Origin of the sequence: Promicromonospora vindobonensis (genome assembly GCF_042685865.1) — a bacterium.
In the GTDB taxonomy this organism is placed as follows: Bacteria; Actinomycetota; Actinomycetes; order Actinomycetales; family Cellulomonadaceae; genus Promicromonospora; species Promicromonospora vindobonensis.
On the sequence record NZ_JBHUOG010000002.1, the window covers coordinates 3,232,417 to 3,248,821 of the forward strand.

The following is a 16,405-nucleotide window of genomic DNA, read 5'->3' on the forward strand; positions in this document are numbered from 1 at the left end:
CGACGGCGCGGGCACGAATTCTAAGAATACCCACGTGTTTACAGGGGGTCAAAACGAATCGGGTGTGAGATGGGCCCGAAACCCCCACGTAGAGCGCCTGCCCGGCCCCGACCCGGCTCGACCGACGAGGGTCGAGCTGGTCAGGACCGGGCAGGCGCGCACTACCTAGTTCTCAGAGGATCGGATCAGCGGAAGTCGCCGAGGTCCAGGTCCTCCAGCGGGATCGCCTCGCCCGAGCCCATACCGAGCGTCGGGAAGTCGATCTCGTCATAGCCGAAGCTCGGGTAGAGCTCGGCCTTGGCCTGCTCGGTGGGCTCGACCTCGACGTTGCGGTAGCGGGGCAGACCCGTACCGGCCGGGATGAGCTTACCGATGATGACGTTCTCCTTGAGGCCCAGCAGCGGGTCACGACGACCGCTCATCGACGCCTCGGTGAGCACTCGGGTGGTCTCCTGGAAGGAGGCCGCCGAGAGCCACGAGTCGGTGGCGAGCGAAGCCTTCGTGATACCCATCAGCTCCGGACGGCCGGCGGCCGGCTGGCCACCCTCCGACACGGCCTTGCGGTTGGCGTCCTCGAAGCGCATGCGCTCCGCGAGCTCACCGGGCAGCAGGTGCGAGTCACCCGAGTCGAGCACGGTCACGCGACGCAGCATCTGCCGCACGATGACCTCGATGTGCTTGTCGTGGATGTCCACGCCCTGGCTGCGGTAGGTCTCCTGGACCTGGTCCACCAGGTGGGTCTGCGTGGCACGCGGGCCGAGGATCCGCAGCACCTTCTTCGGGTCGACAGCACCCTGGACGAGCTGGGTACCCACGGTGACGTGGTCGCCGTCCGCGATCTTGAGGCGCGCACGCTTCGTGACCGGGTACTTGATCTCCTCGCCACCGTCGTCCGGCGTCAGCACGAGGTGACGCGTCCGCTCGGTGTCCTCGATCGTCACGCGACCCGTGTACTCCGCGATCGGCGCCTCACCCTTGGGGGTGCGGGCCTCGAAGAGCTCGGTGACACGCGGCAGACCCTGCGTGATGTCCTCAGCGGCAGCCACACCACCGGTGTGGAAGGTACGCATCGTCAGCTGCGTGCCCGGCTCACCGATCGACTGCGCCGCGATGATGCCGACGGCCTCGCCGATGTCCACGAGCAGACCCGTGGCAAGGGAGCGGCCGTAGCACTTGGCGCAGGTACCGACGCGGGACTCGCACGTCAGGACCGAACGGACCTTGACGCTCTCGATGCCCGCTGCGATGACCTGGTCGATGATGACGTCGCCCGCGTCCGACCCGGCGGTCGCGATGACGTTGCCGTCCGCGTCCACCACGTCCGTCGCGAAGGTACGCGAGTAGATGCTGGTCTCGACGCGGTCGTCCGGGATGAGCGAACCGTCGGGGAGCTTCTCGGCGACCGGCAGCGTGAGGCCACGCTCGGTGCCGCAGTCCTCCTCGCGGATGATGACGTCCTGCGAGACGTCCACCAGACGACGGGTCAGGTAACCCGAGTCCGCCGTACGGAGGGCCGTGTCGGCCAGACCCTTACGGGCACCGTGCGTCGCGATGAAGTACTCGAGGACGGACAGGCCCTCGCGGTAGTTGGACTTGATCGGGCGAGGGATGATCTCGCCCTTCGGGTTCGCCACAAGGCCGCGCATACCGGCGATCTGACGGACCTGCATCCAGTTACCACGTGCGCCAGAGCCCACCATGCGCATGACGGTGTTCCGCGCGTTGCTCTCGAGGTTGACCCGCATGGCCTGCGCGACCTTGTCGGTGGCCTGCGTCCAGATCTCGATGAGCTCCTGACGGCGCTCGTCGTCGGTGATCAGACCCTTGTCGAACTGCTGCTGAACCTTCAGGGCACGAGCCTCGTGCGCCTCGAGGATCTCGGCCTTGGCGGTCGGTGCAGCGACGTCGGAGATGGCGATCGTGACGCCGGAGCGTGTGGCCCACCGGTAGCCGGCGTCCTTCAGCGCGTCCAGCGCAGCGGCCACCTCGACCTTCGGGTAACGCTCGGCGAGGTCGTTGACGATCGTCGACAGGCGCTTCTTGTCGGCCACACCGTTCTCGTACGGGTAGTCGACGGGCAGCGCCTCGTTGAACAGGTACCGGCCGAGCGTGGTGTCGAACAGGAGCTGCTGCCCCTGCTCCCAGCCCTCGGGCGCCTCGAAGTCCTTCAGCGGCGGCACCAGGTCCGACATCCGCAGCTTGATCTTGGCGTTGATGTCCAGCTCGTTGCGGTCGAAGGCCATGATGGCCTCGGCCACGGAGCCGAACGCGCGGCCCTCGCCCACGGCGTCCGGACGGTCGCTCGTGAGGTGGTGCAGACCGATGATCATGTCCTGCGAAGGCATGGTCACCGGACGGCCGTCCGACGGCTTGAGGATGTTGTTGCTCGAGAGCATGAGGATGCGGGCCTCGGCCTGCGCCTCGGCGCTCAGGGGCAGGTGCACAGCCATCTGGTCACCGTCGAAGTCGGCGTTGAACGCGCCGCACACGAGCGGGTGCAGGTGGATGGCCTTGCCCTCGACGAGCTGCGGCTCGAACGCCTGGATGCCCAGACGGTGCAGCGTCGGCGCACGGTTCAGGAGCACGGGGTGCTCCGTGATGACCTCTTCGAGCACGTCCCAGACCACGGGGCGCGTGCGCTCGACCATGCGCTTGGCGCTCTTGATGTTCTGCGCGTGGTTGAGCTCGACGAGCCGCTTCATGACGAAGGGCTTGAACAGCTCGAGCGCCATCTGCTTGGGCAGACCGCACTGGTGCAGCTTGAGCTGCGGGCCGACCACGATGACCGAACGGCCCGAGTAGTCGACGCGCTTGCCGAGCAGGTTCTGACGGAACCGGCCCTGCTTGCCCTTGAGCATGTCGGAGATCGACTTCAGCGGCCGGTTGCCCGGGCCCGTCACCGGGCGGCCACGGCGGCCGTTGTCGAACAGCGAGTCGACGGCCTCCTGGAGCATCCGCTTCTCGTTGTTGACGATGATCTCCGGCGCGCCGAGGTCCAGAAGCCGCTTGAGGCGGTTGTTCCGGTTGATGACGCGGCGGTACAGGTCGTTCAGGTCCGACGTCGCGAACCGGCCACCGTCGAGCTGCACCATCGGGCGCAGGTCCGGCGGGATGACCGGGACGGCGTCGAGCACCATCGCCGTGGGCGAGTTCGTGGTCGTGAGGAACGCGTTCACGACCTTGAGGCGCTTGAGGGCACGGGTCTTGCGCTGGCCCTTGCCCGAGCGGATGGTCTCGCGCAGCGACTCGGCCTCTGCGTCCAGATCGAAGTTCTGGAGGCGCTGCTGGATCGCGTTCGCGCCCATGGCGCCCTCGAAGTAGGTGCCGTAGCGGTCCTGCAGCTGGCGGTACAGCATCTCGTCGCCCTCGAGGTCAGCGACCTTGAGGTTCTTGAACCGGTCCCAGACCTGCTCGAGGCGGTCCAGCTCCTGGTCCGCACGCTTGCGGAGCTGAGCCATCTCGCGCTCGGCGGAGTCACGCACCTTGCGGCGCGCGTCGGCCTTTGCACCCTCTGCCTCGAGCTCGGCCAGGTCGGCCTCGAGCTTCTGGGCACGGGTGTTGATGTCGTTGTCCCGGCGGTCGGAGATCTCCTTCTTCTCGAGATCGATCTCGTTCTGCAGGTTGGGCAGATCTTCCTGGCGGGCCTCGTCGTCGACCGACGTGATCATGTAGGCCGCGAAGTAGATGACCTTCTCGAGGTCCTTCGGGGCCAGGTCCAGCAGGTAGCCCAGGCGGGACGGCACACCCTTGAAGAACCAGATGTGCGTGACGGGCGCGGCGAGCTCGATGTGGCCCATGCGCTCACGGCGCACCTTGGAGCGCGTGACCTCTACGCCACAACGCTCACAGATGATGCCCTTGAAGCGCACGCGCTTGTACTTGCCGCAGTAGCACTCCCAGTCGCGGGTGGGACCGAAGATCTTCTCGCAGAAGAGCCCGTCCTTCTCCGGCTTGAGGGTGCGGTAGTTGATGGTCTCTGGCTTCTTGACCTCACCGTGCGACCAGGCACGGATGTCCTCGGCCGTGGCGAGGCCGATACGCAGCTCGTCGAAGACGTTGACGTCGAGCAAGATGGTCCTACTTCCTGAAGTTCTCGAAAACCCTCGTGGTGTCCAGGTCCGCGCCCGGTGTACGGGCGCGGACCGGTGTCAGATCTCGTCGACGCTGGAGGCGGCGTTGGGCCGCCGCGAGAGGTCGATACCGAGCTCCTCAGCGGCGCGGTACACCTCGTCGTCCGACTCCTTCATCTCGATGGAGACACCGTCGCTCGAAAGCACCTCGACGTTCAGGCACAGCGACTGCATCTCCTTGAGGAGCACCTTGAAGGACTCAGGGATGCCCGAGTCGGGGATGTTCTCGCCCTTGACGATCGCCTCGTAGACCTTGACACGGCCCGGGACGTCGTCGGACTTGATGGTGAGGAGCTCCTGGAGCGTGTACGCGGCGCCGTACGCCTCGAGTGCCCAGACCTCCATCTCACCGAACCGCTGACCACCGAACTGCGCCTTACCACCCAGCGGCTGCTGCGTGATCATGGAGTACGGGCCGGTCGAACGCGCGTGGATCTTGTCGTCGACCAGGTGGTGCAGCTTCAGGATGTACATGTAGCCGGTCGAGACGGCCTCGGGGAACGGCTCGCCGGAGCGGCCGTCGAAGAGGAACGCCTTGCCGTCCGCGTTGACCATCCGCTCGCCGTCACGGTTGGGCAGGGTGGCACCGAAGAGACCGCGCAGCGCGACCTCCTCCAGACCGTCGAACACCGGAGTGGCGACGGGGCGGCCCGGCTCGCTCGTGTGAGCGACGTCGGGGAGGCTCTGCAGCCACTCCCCGCCCTTGTCGTCGGCCAGCGAGACGTCCCAGCCCTGCTTGGCGATCCACCCGAGGTGGGTCTCCAGCACCTGGCCGACGTTCATACGGCCCGGCACACCCAGCGGGTTCAGGATGACGTCGACCGGCGTGCCGTCCTCGAGGAACGGCATGTCCTCCTGCGGGAGGATCTTCGAGATGACGCCCTTGTTGCCGTGGCGGCCGGCCAGCTTGTCGCCGACCGTGATCTTGCGGCGCTGCGCGATGTAGACGCGCACCAGCTGGTTCACGCCGGCGGGCAGCTCGTCGCCGTCCTCCCGGTTGAACTCGCGCACGGCGATGACCGTGCCCTGCTCACCGTGGGGCACCTTGAGCGAGGTGTCGCGCACCTCGCGCGCCTTCTCGCCGAAGATCGCACGCAGCAGGCGCTCCTCCGGGGTCAGCTCGGTCTCACCCTTGGGGGTGACCTTGCCGACCAGGATGTCGCCGGCGCCGACCTCGGCACCGATGCGGATCACGCCGCGCTCGTCGAGGTCCGCGAGGACCTCCTCGGAGACGTTCGGGATGTCCCGCGTGATCTCCTCAGGGCCCAGCTTGGTGTCGCGAGCGTCGACCTCGTGCTCCTCGATGTGGATCGAGGAGAGGACGTCGTCCTCGACGAGGCGCTGCGACAGGATGATCGCGTCCTCGTAGTTGTGGCCCTCCCACGACATGAACGCGACGAGCAGGTTGCGGCCGAGCGCGAGCTCGCCCTCGTCCGTCGCCGGGCCGTCGGCGAGGACGGAGCCGACCTCGATCCGCGCACCCTCGTCGACCAGCACGCGCTGGTTGTAGCTCGTGCCCTGGTTCGAGCGCACGAACTTGTGCACGCGGTACGAGCCCGTCGTGCCGTCGTCGTTCGCGACGAGCACCAGGTCGGCCGAGACCTCGGTGACGACACCGGGCTTGGTCGCCACGATGACGTCGCCGGCGTCGACAGCCGCGCGCCGCTCCATGCCGGTACCGACCACGGGGGCCTCGGACCGGACCAGCGGCACCGCCTGGCGCTGCATGTTCGCACCCATCAGGGCGCGGTTCGCGTCGTCGTGCTCCAGGAACGGGATCAGGGCAGTCGCGACCGACACCATCTGGCGCGGCGAGATGTCCATGTAGTCGACCTCGGCACCCGGGATGTCGTTGGTCTCGCCACCCTTGGTACGGACGAGCACGCGGTCGAGGACGAACGTGCCGTCCTCGAGCAGCGGCGTGTTCGCCTGCGCGATGATGTAGCGGTCCTCGTCATCGGCCGTCAGGTACTCGATGTTGTCGGTGACCTTGCCGTTCTCGACCTTGCGGTACGGCGTCTCGATGAAGCCGAACGGGTTGATGCGACCGAACGACGCGAGCGAACCGATCAGACCGATGTTCGGACCCTCAGGGGTCTCGATCGGGCACATGCGGCCGTAGTGCGACGGGTGGACGTCACGGACCTCCATGCCGGCGCGGTCGCGGGACAGACCACCCGGGCCCAGCGCGTTCAGGCGACGCTTGTGCGTCAGACCGGCGAGCGGGTTGTTCTGGTCCATGAACTGCGACAGCTGCGAGGTACCGAAGAACTCACGGATCGACGCAACGACCGGACGGATGTTGATCAGCGTCTGCGGCGTGATGGCCTCGACGTCCTGCGTGGTCATGCGCTCGCGAACGACGCGCTCCATGCGGGACAGACCGGTGCGCACCTGGTTCTGGATGAGCTCACCCACGGCGCGGATGCGACGGTTGCCGAAGTGGTCGATGTCGTCGACCTCTACGCGGACCTCGACCTGCTGGCCGTTGCGCATGCCCGACAGAACCTGCTTGTCGGCGTGCAGCGCGGCGAGGTACTTGATCGTGGCCACGACGTCGGTCAGCGACAGCGTGGACTCGGCCAGCTGCGCGTCGACACCGAGCTTCTTGTTCGCCTTGTAGCGGCCGACCTTCGCGAGGTCGTAGCGCTTCGGGTTGAAGTAGAAGTTCTCGAGCAGCGCGCGACCGGCCTCGACCGTGGGCGGCTCGCCCGGGCGGATCTTGCGGTACAGGTCGACCAGGGCCTCGTCCTCGGTGTGGACGTGGTCCTTCTCGAGCGTGTCGAGGACCGACGGGAACTCGGCGAACTCCTCGCGGATCTCCGCCTCGCTCATGCCGAGGGCCTTGAGCAGCACGGTGACGGACTGCTTGCGCTTGCGGTCGACGCGGACGCCGACGGCGTCGCGCTTGTCGATCTCGAACTCGAGCCAAGCACCACGCGACGGGATGATCTTCGCGGAGAAGACGTCCTTGTCGCTGGTCTTGTCCGGGGTGCGCTCGAAGTAGACACCCGGGGAACGCACCAGCTGGGAGACGACGACACGCTCGGTGCCGTTGATGATGAAGGTGCCGCGGGCCGTCATGAGCGGGAAGTCACCCATGAAGACGGTCTGGCTCTTGATCTCACCGGTGGTGTAGTTGACGAACTCCGCAGTGACGAACAGCGGGGCCGCGTAGGTGAAGTCCTTCTCCTTGCACTCGTCCGCCGTGTACTTCGGCGGCTCGAAGCGGTGGTTCGAGAAGGAGAGAGACATCGAGGAGCCGAAGTCCTCGATCGGGGAGATCTCCTCGAAGATCTCCTCGAGGCCCGAAGTTTCCGGGACATCATTACGGCCAGCCGCCTTGGCAGTTTCTACCCGGCCCTGCCAGGCTGGGTTACCAAGAAGCCAGTCGAAGCTCTCGGTCTGAAGGCCAAGCAGGTCGGGGACCTCGAGTGGCTCATAGATCTTTGCGAAAGAAACGCGACGGGAAGCGGTACGGTTCGCAATGGCTTCGGCGGACGGAGCTGAAGGGGTGCGCGAGGCAGCCAAGAGGGGTCCTTCCCTGCAGTTCGAGTGAACGCTGTACGCTCTGCGGTGCTGCAGGAAGCTCTGCCGGACTTCACCGGTCGCCGGAGGGCATCCCACAAGCGGGGATGCAACCAGGACTTTCGGGAAGCAGGGGGAGGCGTCGAGGGCACACGCGGGCGCAAAGCGCTAGCATACCTATCTCCCTTAAGTATGTCCAGTCGCCCCAGTACCTGCACGCCGAGACGCCCATAATCGCGGATCGTTGCGTATCCGCACCGGCGCGGACACAACGGCTGAACTGGGCAAACACGAGAGGCCCGCACCCCGAGGGGTGCGGGCCTCTGCAGTCGGCGGACGGCGCCCGGGACGAGCCCCGGGCCGCCGTCACACCAGCCCGAAGGCGGTGGAGCCAGAAGTCACTTGAGGGTGACGGTGGCGCCGGCGCCCTCAAGAGCAGCCTTGGCCTTCTCGGCGGCGTCCTTGTCGGCAGCCTCGAGAACCGGCTTCGGCGCGCCGTCGACCAGGTCCTTGGCCTCCTTGAGACCGAGGGACGTGAGCGCGCGCACCTCCTTGATGACCTGGATCTTCTTGTCACCAGCAGCCTCGAGGATGACGTCGAACTCCGTCTTCTCCTCGGCGGCCTCGGCGGGCGCGCCACCGGCGGGGCCGGCAACGGCCACGGCGGCCGGGGCGGCCGCGGAGACGTCGAACTTCTCCTCGAAGGCCTTCACGAACTCCGAGAGCTCGAGAAGGGTGAGCTCCTCAAAGGTGGACAGGAGCTCTTCGGTGCTGAGCTTCGCCATGTTGGCGTTCCTTTCGGTAATCGCTTCGCGGGCCGGTCAGCCCGCCAGAAGCAGGGGGTTTGTTGCTGTGCTGCCACCCGATCAGGCGGCAGCACCCTCCGATTCCTGCTTCTGACGCAGGGCATCGATGACGCGAGCGACCTGAGCGGGCTTGGCGCTGAAGGCGTAAGCAGCCTGGCTGATCTTCGCCTTCATGGCACCGGCCGCCTTGGCCAGCAGAACCTCGCGGGACTCGAGGTCCGCGAGCTTCGTGATCTCTGCGGCCGTCATGGAGGCGCCGTCAAGCACGCCCCCCTTGATGACCAGAGCGGGGTTCGCCTTGGCGAAGTCACGCAGTCCCTTCGCAGCCTCGACCGGGTCACCGGTCACGAATGCGATGGCGGAGGGGCCCTTCAGAGCGGCGTCGAGACCCTCGACACCGGCCTGCTTGGCCGCGATCTCCGTAAGCGTGTTCTTCACCACGGCGTAGGTTGCGTTGCCGCCGAGCGACCGACGCAGCTCCTTGAGCTGCGCAACGGTGAGCCCGCGGTACTCGGTCAGCACGGCTGCATTGGAGTCACGGAACTTGTCCGCGAGCTCCGCAACAGCGGCTGCCTTCTCCGGCGTCGCCATGGCAGTCCTTCCGGTGGTGGTACCACCGTTCCCTGAGGCGTGAGCCCCGGGCTGGGCCCCGGAAATGAGAAAGAGCCCCGGCGCAGGCGACGGGGCTCGGTTGCGCGGCAGGGCCGCACTCGAGTTCGCACCTACGCAGGCCCCCGCTCTCAGCGGGACTTCGGTCCTCTTCCACCCTGCAAGAGAGCAGCGTCGGACAACCGGCGGTCTTGGGTTACCTGAGTAGATTACACGATCCCGAGACTGGTGCCGCACCGACGCCGGGTGGCGCCCGCCACACACCGCCGAACGTAGGGTCCGTCGCTCTATCGCCGTCGAACGTAGGGTCAGTCGCCTTAACAGCGCCCTTGCAGCGACTGACCCTACGTTCGACCGGGCCGACGGCGGCGGCAGGGCGGCACCGGGTCAGCGGGTCAGGCCCTCCAGGGAGCCGAAGCACACCAGCGGCGCCGGCTCGGGCTCGTCCGCGAGCGCCGCGGCCAGCGCCGCCTCCGGATCGTCGGTGGCGCGCAGGTGGGCGTGGAACCGTGGCATCACGCGGGCGGCGACGGCGTCCGACAGCGGGGCGACCGCCGCGACGACGGCGCGGGCGCCGAGGCGTAGGAGCACCGCGGTGAGTCCGAGGATCTCGCCGCCGACCACCTGGGAGGAGCCGCCGACCTCGCACGCCGACAGGATCACGACCGACCCCGGCAGCCGCGTGCCGTCGAGCTCGTGCGCGAAGAGCGGGCCGTCGGCCAGGTCGACGGAGGCGAAGAGCGGGTTGTCGGCGTCGTGCCGGCCGTGGGTCGCGAGGTGCACGATGTCGTGCGTGGCGAGCGCCTCCCGCACGGCCGCCGTGGTGGCGGCCGCGCCGGTGAGAACTGTCGCGCCGGGCCACATCTTGCCCACGGCACGTACCTCGCTCGCACCGAGGGTCACCCCTGGACCGTGTGCAGCGAGCAGCCGGTGCCCCTCCCCCGGCCGCGCGTGCTCCCGTCCGCGCGCGACGTACGAGCGCATGGTGGTGCGCTTGCCCCGCCGGGAGGGGAGCGCCGTCCACGGCACACCGACGAGCGGGTCCCTGCCCACGACGTACAGGGGTCCGTCCGCCGCCAGGGGCAGGACGAGGAGCCGGTCGAGCGCGTCGAGGTTGCGGGTGAGGGAGCGGCGGGCGACGTCGCGCAGCGCCGGGGGCACGAGGTCGTTCGCGCATACTCCGAGGTCGGCACGGGCGCGCAGCACCCGCTCGGCGACGTCGGCCCGTGGGCACAGGTCGACGGTGCTGGTGCCCTGCGCGTCCAGCCGGACGCAGCGCAGGATGCCGTCGAACACCAGGAAGTTGGCGACCACCGCGCCGTCGTCGCGCTCGGCCAGCAGGCTGCGCACGTCCGCCACCGTGGCCGGACGTTCCTCCTCAGCGCCTGCGTCGGCACCCATGCGGTGCCAGGCGCGCTCACGGGCGGTCGCCAGGAGCCTGCCGGAGCGCTCGAAGAGGTAGGCGCGCTCGTCCGCGGTCTCCTGGCTCGTGAGCATGCGGGCCCGGACGACGAGGCCGCGGGCCTCCGTGACGAGCGCTCGCACGGCGGGGTCGTCCGGGGCGGCCGCGCCGCCCACCCCAGCGAACGTGGCACGCCCGCGTTCGAGTGCCTCGAACAGTGCATCGGGCTCTCCGGTCCGTGTGGCGGCCTCGACGTCGGTGCGCTGCAGGTCCACGCCGTGCACGGCGGCGGCGGTCACGGACTCCACCGAGCCGAGGCCCACGCGGTGGTCGGCGAGCAGCCCGAGGCCCTGCCGCACGGCGGCGATTCCCGCGTCCCGGTCCCCCGAGGCGAAGGCGATCTGCGCGAGCACGGTCTGCTGCCGGATCCGGGTGGTCAGCGAGGCGTCGGCCATGCCGTCCGGCAGCTTGTCGAGCACGGAGCGGGCGGCCGCGACGTCGTCGGCCAGGAGGTACCACTGCGCCGCGACGAACCGGGCGGCGAGACCCGGGTGCTGCCCGAGGAGCGGGTCCACCTCGTCGCCGGCCTGTACCGCTTCGAGCGCCTGCTCGGCGCGGTCCCGCGCGTCGTGCGGTACGGGGACCTCGCCACGGCGGACCGGCAGGAGGATCGCCTCCAGCTCGGCGACGTGGGCGACCGCCGCGCGCTGCGGGTGACCGACGCCGGCGTAGTACCGCCGGGCGAAGGCCGCGCCGATGCGGGCCTCCTCCCAGCGGTGCAGCGCCATGAGGCAGCGGGCGCGGAAGTACTCGGCGTCCGCGCGGTGCTGGGCCCGGCCTGGGAGGACCATGCGAGAGATCGCCTGGGTGAGGACGCGCTCGGCGTCCTCGAGCAGCCCCGCCTCGTAGAGGACGGCGCCGCGGCCGATGTCGAGCACGCCGTCGGCCCGCTCCGGGTCGACGGCGCGAGCTGCGGCCATGGCCTGCAATGCGCCCGGGATGTCGCCGAGCGCGTACCGCACAAAGCCGGTGTTCTGCAGGGCGAGCGAGGCGACAGCGGTCAGGTCCGCGCGCGCCGCCCGCTCGTAGCAGGCGTCGAAGTCGCGGAGCGCCGCATCCAGCCGGCCGAGCTCGATCGCCGTCGCGCCGCGGTTGAGCAGGGCGACCGCAAAGTCTCGCGGCGGCAGCGTCGTCGGATCCGCGAGCACGTGGTCGAAGGCCGCCATGGCGTCGAGCTGCCGTCCCGCACGCTGGAGGAGCAGACCGCGCGTCCCCTCGACGACGGCGGCCAGCCGCATCCTCGACGACGACGGCGCCGTCTCCGCACGAGCATCGGCGTCGTCGAGGAGCGCCAGAGGCTTGTCGAGCGTGTCCTCGATCGCCTGGACGGCAACGGCCTCCCCCGTCAGGGAACGCACCATGCCCTCGGCCCAGCGTTCATGGTTCGCAGGCCCAAGGCCGTGGGGGTCGATGATCCGAAGCCGGTCGAGTACGTCCCGGAACCGGGGCAGGGCGTCGCCAGGCCGCGACCGGGAGTTGAGCTCCCGCGCGGCCATCAGCTCCGCCTCAAGTTCCGGCCACATGTCGCCCCCTCGCCGTTTTGGCGCCACCGCGGGCGTCAGGCGGGACACGGTAGCGGGGTGCGGAGGCCTGTGTCACCGGCCGGATCGACGCCGCAGGTCAGGGGCCTGCGCCCGGGTGAAGCCGACCGGCTGGACGGCTATTCGCCCGTCGGGGCGTCACCCGACGGCAAGCCCTTCGACCGAGCTGAAGCAGACCAACGGAACCGGCTCAGCGACGTCCTTGAGTGCCGCCGCGAGCGCCGCCTCCGGATCGTCGGTGTCACGCAGGTGGGCGTGCAGCCGGGGCATGACGCGGGCGGCGAGCTCGTCCGAGAGCTTGGCGACGGACGCGATGACCGCTCGGGCTCCCAGGCGCAGGAGTACCGAGGTCAGCCCCAGCACCTCGCCGCCGAGCACCTGGGTGGAACCGCCGACCTCGCACGACGACAGGATCACCACCGAGCCAGGCAGCGGCGTCCCGTCGAGTTCGTGGGCGAACAGCGGTCCGTCGGCGAGATCGATGCTCGCGAAGAGGGGGTTGTCGGCGTCGTGCTGGCCGTGAGTGGCGAGGTGCACGACGTCGTGGGTGGCCAGGGCCGTGCGGACGTGCTCGGTGACGGCGTGCTCCCCGGTCAGGACGGTTGCGCCTGCCCACTGGCGTCCGACGGCGTGGGCTTCCTCGGTGCCGTGCTTCACGCCGGGGCCCGCTGCTGCCAGGAGTCGGCGCTTGCCGCTGGGGCGGGCGTGGGTGCGGCCGCGGGCTACGTAGGAGTTCACGGCGGTGCGGAGGCCGCTGCGGGACGGGAGTGCGGTCCAGGGGACGCTGAGCAGGGGCGCGCGGGCCACTACGTAAAGGTCGCCGTCGGCACGGAGTGGTGCGAGCAGGATGGTGTCGAGGAGTTTGAGGTTGCGTGCCAGCGAGGAATTGGCGGCGGCGCGCAAGGGCGCCGGGATGAGGTCGTTGGCGGCCATGGCGAAATCGGCGCCCAAGCGTCGGACGCGCTCAGTCACGTCCTCCACAGGCCCGATCTCAATGGCTGTCACGCCCTGGGAATCCACCCGCACGCAGCGAAGTCGACCACCGATGTTCACGAAGTTCGCCACCACCGAATCACCATCGCGCGCTGCGAGAACGCGATGCATCTCCCGCGCCGTGACCGGGCTCTGGACCGCGCTCCCGTTTCCGGCGTGCCGCCACGACCGCTTCCTGACCTGGTCCTGGATTCGTCGAGCGCGATGAGTCAGCCGTTCGCGCTCCTTCGCCTCGGAAGCACCGAGCTCGCGGGCCTTTGCGAGCAGTCCGCGTGCCTCGGTGAGGAGCGCGGCGGCCTCCGGATCCTCGGGCGGCGTCACACGTCCTGCACCGGCGAACGTGGCACGACCTCGTTCAAGCGCATCGAAGATGGCTGCAGGACGACCTGTCGCGACAGCTGTCTCGACGTCGACTCGAGTTAAGTCTTCACCGTGAGCCGCTGCCGCAGTGACGGACTCCACCGAACCGAGCCGGCTCCGATGGCCAGCGAGCAACCTCGCGCCGCTCCGAACCGCACGGAGGCCACGCGGCCGGTTTCCCTCCGCAAAGGCGAGCTCTGCCTGAACGGTGTAGTGCTGGATGCGCATGGTCAGGGGTGCACTCTTCAGGCCGCGGGGCAGTTCTTGGAGCGTTTCCCGGGCTGCGTCCAAGTTCCCGGCGAGGACAAGCCAGTGCGCGGCGACCAGGCGTGCGGCATGACCCGGGTGCTGCCCGAGGACCGGGCCAGCGGCGTCCCCCTCAACCACGGCAGATAGAGCCTGCGCCGCCCGTCGGCGGGCGGTTGCACGAGCGAGCCGGTCACTGCGTCGGCCTGCGGCGAGCGCAGCCTCCAGCTCGAGCACCCGGGACAACACCGCTCGCGGTATATAGCCAACAGCCTCAAAGTGCTGGCGTGAGCGGGCGGCGAGCGTCTGTGCGTCGTCGAACCGGCGCAGGATGAGGAGACAGCGGGCACGGTAGTACTCGGCCTCAGCACGCTCGGGGCGAAGCCGCGACGCCTTGAGCTGGGGGATTGTCTCGGTGAGCAGCTGGTCCGCGGCGGCCACCAGCCCTCCCTCGAAGAGGGCCTCGGCGCGACCGAGCATATCGATCGCCGTGCTCCCGTCCGGACGGACCTCAAGTGCCTTCTCCATCGCTATCAGAGCGCCTGGAAGGTCGCCCAGCAGATGGCGGACGTATCCGATGTTGTGGAGCGCGAACGACTGGGTGCGGGTGTTGCCGTCGGCCTCGGCGTACTGGTGTGCCGACTCGTGATCCTTCAGCGACTCAGCGATACGCCCGACCTGCATCAGCGCGAACCCTCGGTTGAGGTGGTCAATCGCTCGGCTGCGCAGGTCGTCCGGGTCGTGCGCGGCTAGCGACGCGGAGATCGGGGCGAGGCTCGCGACGAACTGCCCGCTGCGCAACAAAATGACACCGCGCTGACCAGAGACCAGGCCGACGAGCCCCCGACGGATTGACTCAGGAGCAGCTTCCGCCTCGGTAGCTGCCCGGTCCAGTGCCGATGTCGTGGCTTCGCCGTCCATCGAACACTCATACGTCGCCAAGGCGAGACCAAGCTGAGACCGGACCATGAGCCGTGAACGTTGCTCGACCTCACGCTCAGAGCGGGCGTCCGCCACAGCGAGGTCAGCGACAAGGACGCGGAATGCGGTCAGAGCGCCAACCGGCTGGTTCTGGTCGTTCAGAGTCCGAGCGGCGGTATAGCGCCGCTCGAGCAGGTCCCAGTCCACTCGGCTCATACGGCACCACGATACTCAGCAAGGATCAAGCCGAGGCGGGGCTCACCGTATAGAGATCGCTCACCCTTGTGACGGCATCCCACGCCGCGGCGACCCGTGACGAGAAGTCGGACAGGGATGCGTCTGACACGTCGGCAACGCGACCGTGCAGGAGTGCCTTGGCGAGCTCCCCCGCCAAGGCCGGCGCGGCGAAGGATGTCCCGCTCCACAGGCCGAAGCCGCTGCTGAAATTGTCGGGGTCGACCGTTCGCCGCAACCCGTCCCCACTCTGCCTAGGCACCTCGGCACCGTCGAAGGTGGTTGGCATCGAGCTGAGCACACGCGCGCCTGGGCGGGCCGCGATCACCCATGGGCCGTCGTTGCTGAAGTCAGCCAGCGTTCCGTCCGGATTGTCTCCCGTCACCGGCAGGAGTGGCGTGTAGTCAGGGCGCAAGTCCGAATCGCTCAGCGCGACGGCGCCCTCCGGCGTCCGCCGGACACGGGGCGCCCAAGCCGCAGGAAACATCGGCCTGGCAGAACCATCGTTTCCTGCGGAGACCACTACAAGGACGCCCACCCGGCGAAGGTCGCGCAAGCGCCCGCGGAGCACGCCGTCGTAGTCCTCGTCGTCCTCGGGCCGCTCCGCATAGAACCCACCGCTGAGCACCGCCACGTCGACCGGCCAGTACCCGTCTGCTCCCGCAACGCCCCGCAGATGGAACTCCAGGAGCTTCTCCAGCGTCCGTGCCAGGTCCCACTCCCTCACCCGGCCGTCGCCACCGAAGATCCGGACCGGCATGATCGCCGCGTCGGGGCACACCTGGTGCACGACGCCGGCGATGAAGGTTCCGTGCCCGGCGTAGGCATCGAGGTAAGCCACGTCGTCGCGACGCCGGCCACGCACCTCCGCGTCGTACAGAGGCTCGTCCTCCGCGCCTGTACCGACCGGCTCTCCGTCGAGCGTGGCGCCGCGCAGCACGACCGATGTGGATTCGTCGAACCAGGGGTGTGTGCCGATCCCCGAGTCGAGAACTGCCACGACAGGCCGTGCCGTGCCATCTGAGGCCGTCAACGGGGAGCCGCCCGTCGCGAGCGTGCGCCGTGGCGCCGGACCCAGGAAGACCGCTGGCTCACGACCGACAGGGCGCCCGTGCCCCTGCCACCTCCCATGGCCGGTCAGAACGTGGTCCAGAGACACCCGACGCCGGTCCTCACCATCGACCGCGTCCGCCACCTCGTCCAGAAGATCCCACACGTCCCTGTCGGTCGTGCTTTGCTCTCCCGCCGACACCCGGAACGCCATTCCGGGCCGCGGCCCGGGCGAGTTCGACGCATCTGCTCGTGACGCCGCTTCCTCGAACGCGGTCTCTTCCAGCTCCAGCCCGCGTGCTGCCGCCCGTTCGCGGACCATGCCCACCACGGCGTCACTCTCGACGTCGTCGACCGCCCGTACGATCAGCCGGTCCGCCACGTAACGAGTCGGCATCAGCCGCCCCTGGCGCCGCGAAGAGACCCGCGCAGGATCCAGGTCCTGAACACGGCACCACGCACCAGCGTGGTCTCGGACTCGCAGCTCGGACTCGGGCATGGGCTCACTCACAGCAGTACCTCTCC

General features: G+C 68.8%; 7 protein-coding genes. All 7 read right to left on the reverse strand.

Features of this window, described 5'->3' with window-relative positions:
* Nucleotides 1-185: 185 nt before the first annotated feature.
* The 7 genes from ACFS27_RS27705 to ACFS27_RS27735 all read right to left on the reverse strand — a co-directional run bounded on the left by ACFS27_RS27705 (nt 186) and on the right by ACFS27_RS27735 (nt 16,379).
* Nucleotides 186-4,070 (reverse strand): DNA-directed RNA polymerase subunit beta', encoded by a 3,885-nt coding sequence (locus tag ACFS27_RS27705; RefSeq protein WP_377190348.1) that lies wholly within the window; start codon nt 4,068-4,070, stop codon nt 186-188.
* A gap of 78 nt (nt 4,071-4,148) precedes the next feature.
* Nucleotides 4,149-7,661 (reverse strand): DNA-directed RNA polymerase subunit beta, encoded by a 3,513-nt coding sequence (gene rpoB, locus ACFS27_RS27710; RefSeq protein ID WP_377190350.1) that lies wholly within the window; start codon nt 7,659-7,661, stop codon nt 4,149-4,151.
* A gap of 395 nt (nt 7,662-8,056) precedes the next feature.
* The gene (gene rplL / locus ACFS27_RS27715; RefSeq protein WP_377190352.1) at nt 8,057-8,443 is read right to left on the reverse strand and encodes a 50S ribosomal protein L7/L12; all 387 of its coding nucleotides are present in this window, start codon (nt 8,441-8,443) and stop codon (nt 8,057-8,059) included.
* Between the two features lie 81 nt (nt 8,444-8,524).
* The gene (gene rplJ / locus ACFS27_RS27720) at nt 8,525-9,055 is read right to left on the reverse strand and encodes a 50S ribosomal protein L10 (protein WP_377190354.1); all 531 of its coding nucleotides are present in this window, start codon (nt 9,053-9,055) and stop codon (nt 8,525-8,527) included.
* 405 nt (nt 9,056-9,460) lie between these two features.
* The gene (locus ACFS27_RS27725; protein ID WP_377190356.1) at nt 9,461-12,058 is read right to left on the reverse strand and encodes a CHAT domain-containing protein; all 2,598 of its coding nucleotides are present in this window, start codon (nt 12,056-12,058) and stop codon (nt 9,461-9,463) included.
* 156 nt (nt 12,059-12,214) lie between these two features.
* Entirely contained in the window at nt 12,215-14,812 is a 2,598-nt protein-coding gene (locus ACFS27_RS27730) for a CHAT domain-containing protein (RefSeq protein WP_377190357.1), read from the reverse strand.
* Nucleotides 14,813-14,837: 25 nt separating this feature from the next.
* A complete protein-coding gene (locus tag ACFS27_RS27735; protein WP_377191205.1) occupies nt 14,838-16,379 on the reverse strand; it encodes a S8 family serine peptidase in 1,542 nt (513 codons plus the stop codon).
* Between the last annotated feature and the right edge of the window lie 26 nt (nt 16,380-16,405).

Bases quoted from the DNA above. Each gene is read 5' to 3' on its own strand.
- rplL (WP_377190352.1), bottom strand. From the start codon at position 8,443: ATGGCGAAGCTCAGCACCGAAGAGCTCCTGTCCACCTTTGAGGAGCTC.
- rplJ (WP_377190354.1), bottom strand. From the start codon at position 9,055: ATGGCGACGCCGGAGAAGGCAGCCGCTGTTGCGGAGCTCGCGGACAAG.
- ACFS27_RS27725 (WP_377190356.1), bottom strand. From the start codon at position 12,058: ATGTGGCCGGAACTTGAGGCGGAGCTGATGGCCGCGCGGGAGCTCAAC.
- ACFS27_RS27730 (WP_377190357.1), bottom strand. From the start codon at position 14,812: ATGAGCCGAGTGGACTGGGACCTGCTCGAGCGGCGCTATACCGCCGCT.
- ACFS27_RS27735 (WP_377191205.1), bottom strand. From the start codon at position 16,379: ATGCCCGAGTCCGAGCTGCGAGTCCGAGACCACGCTGGTGCGTGGTGC.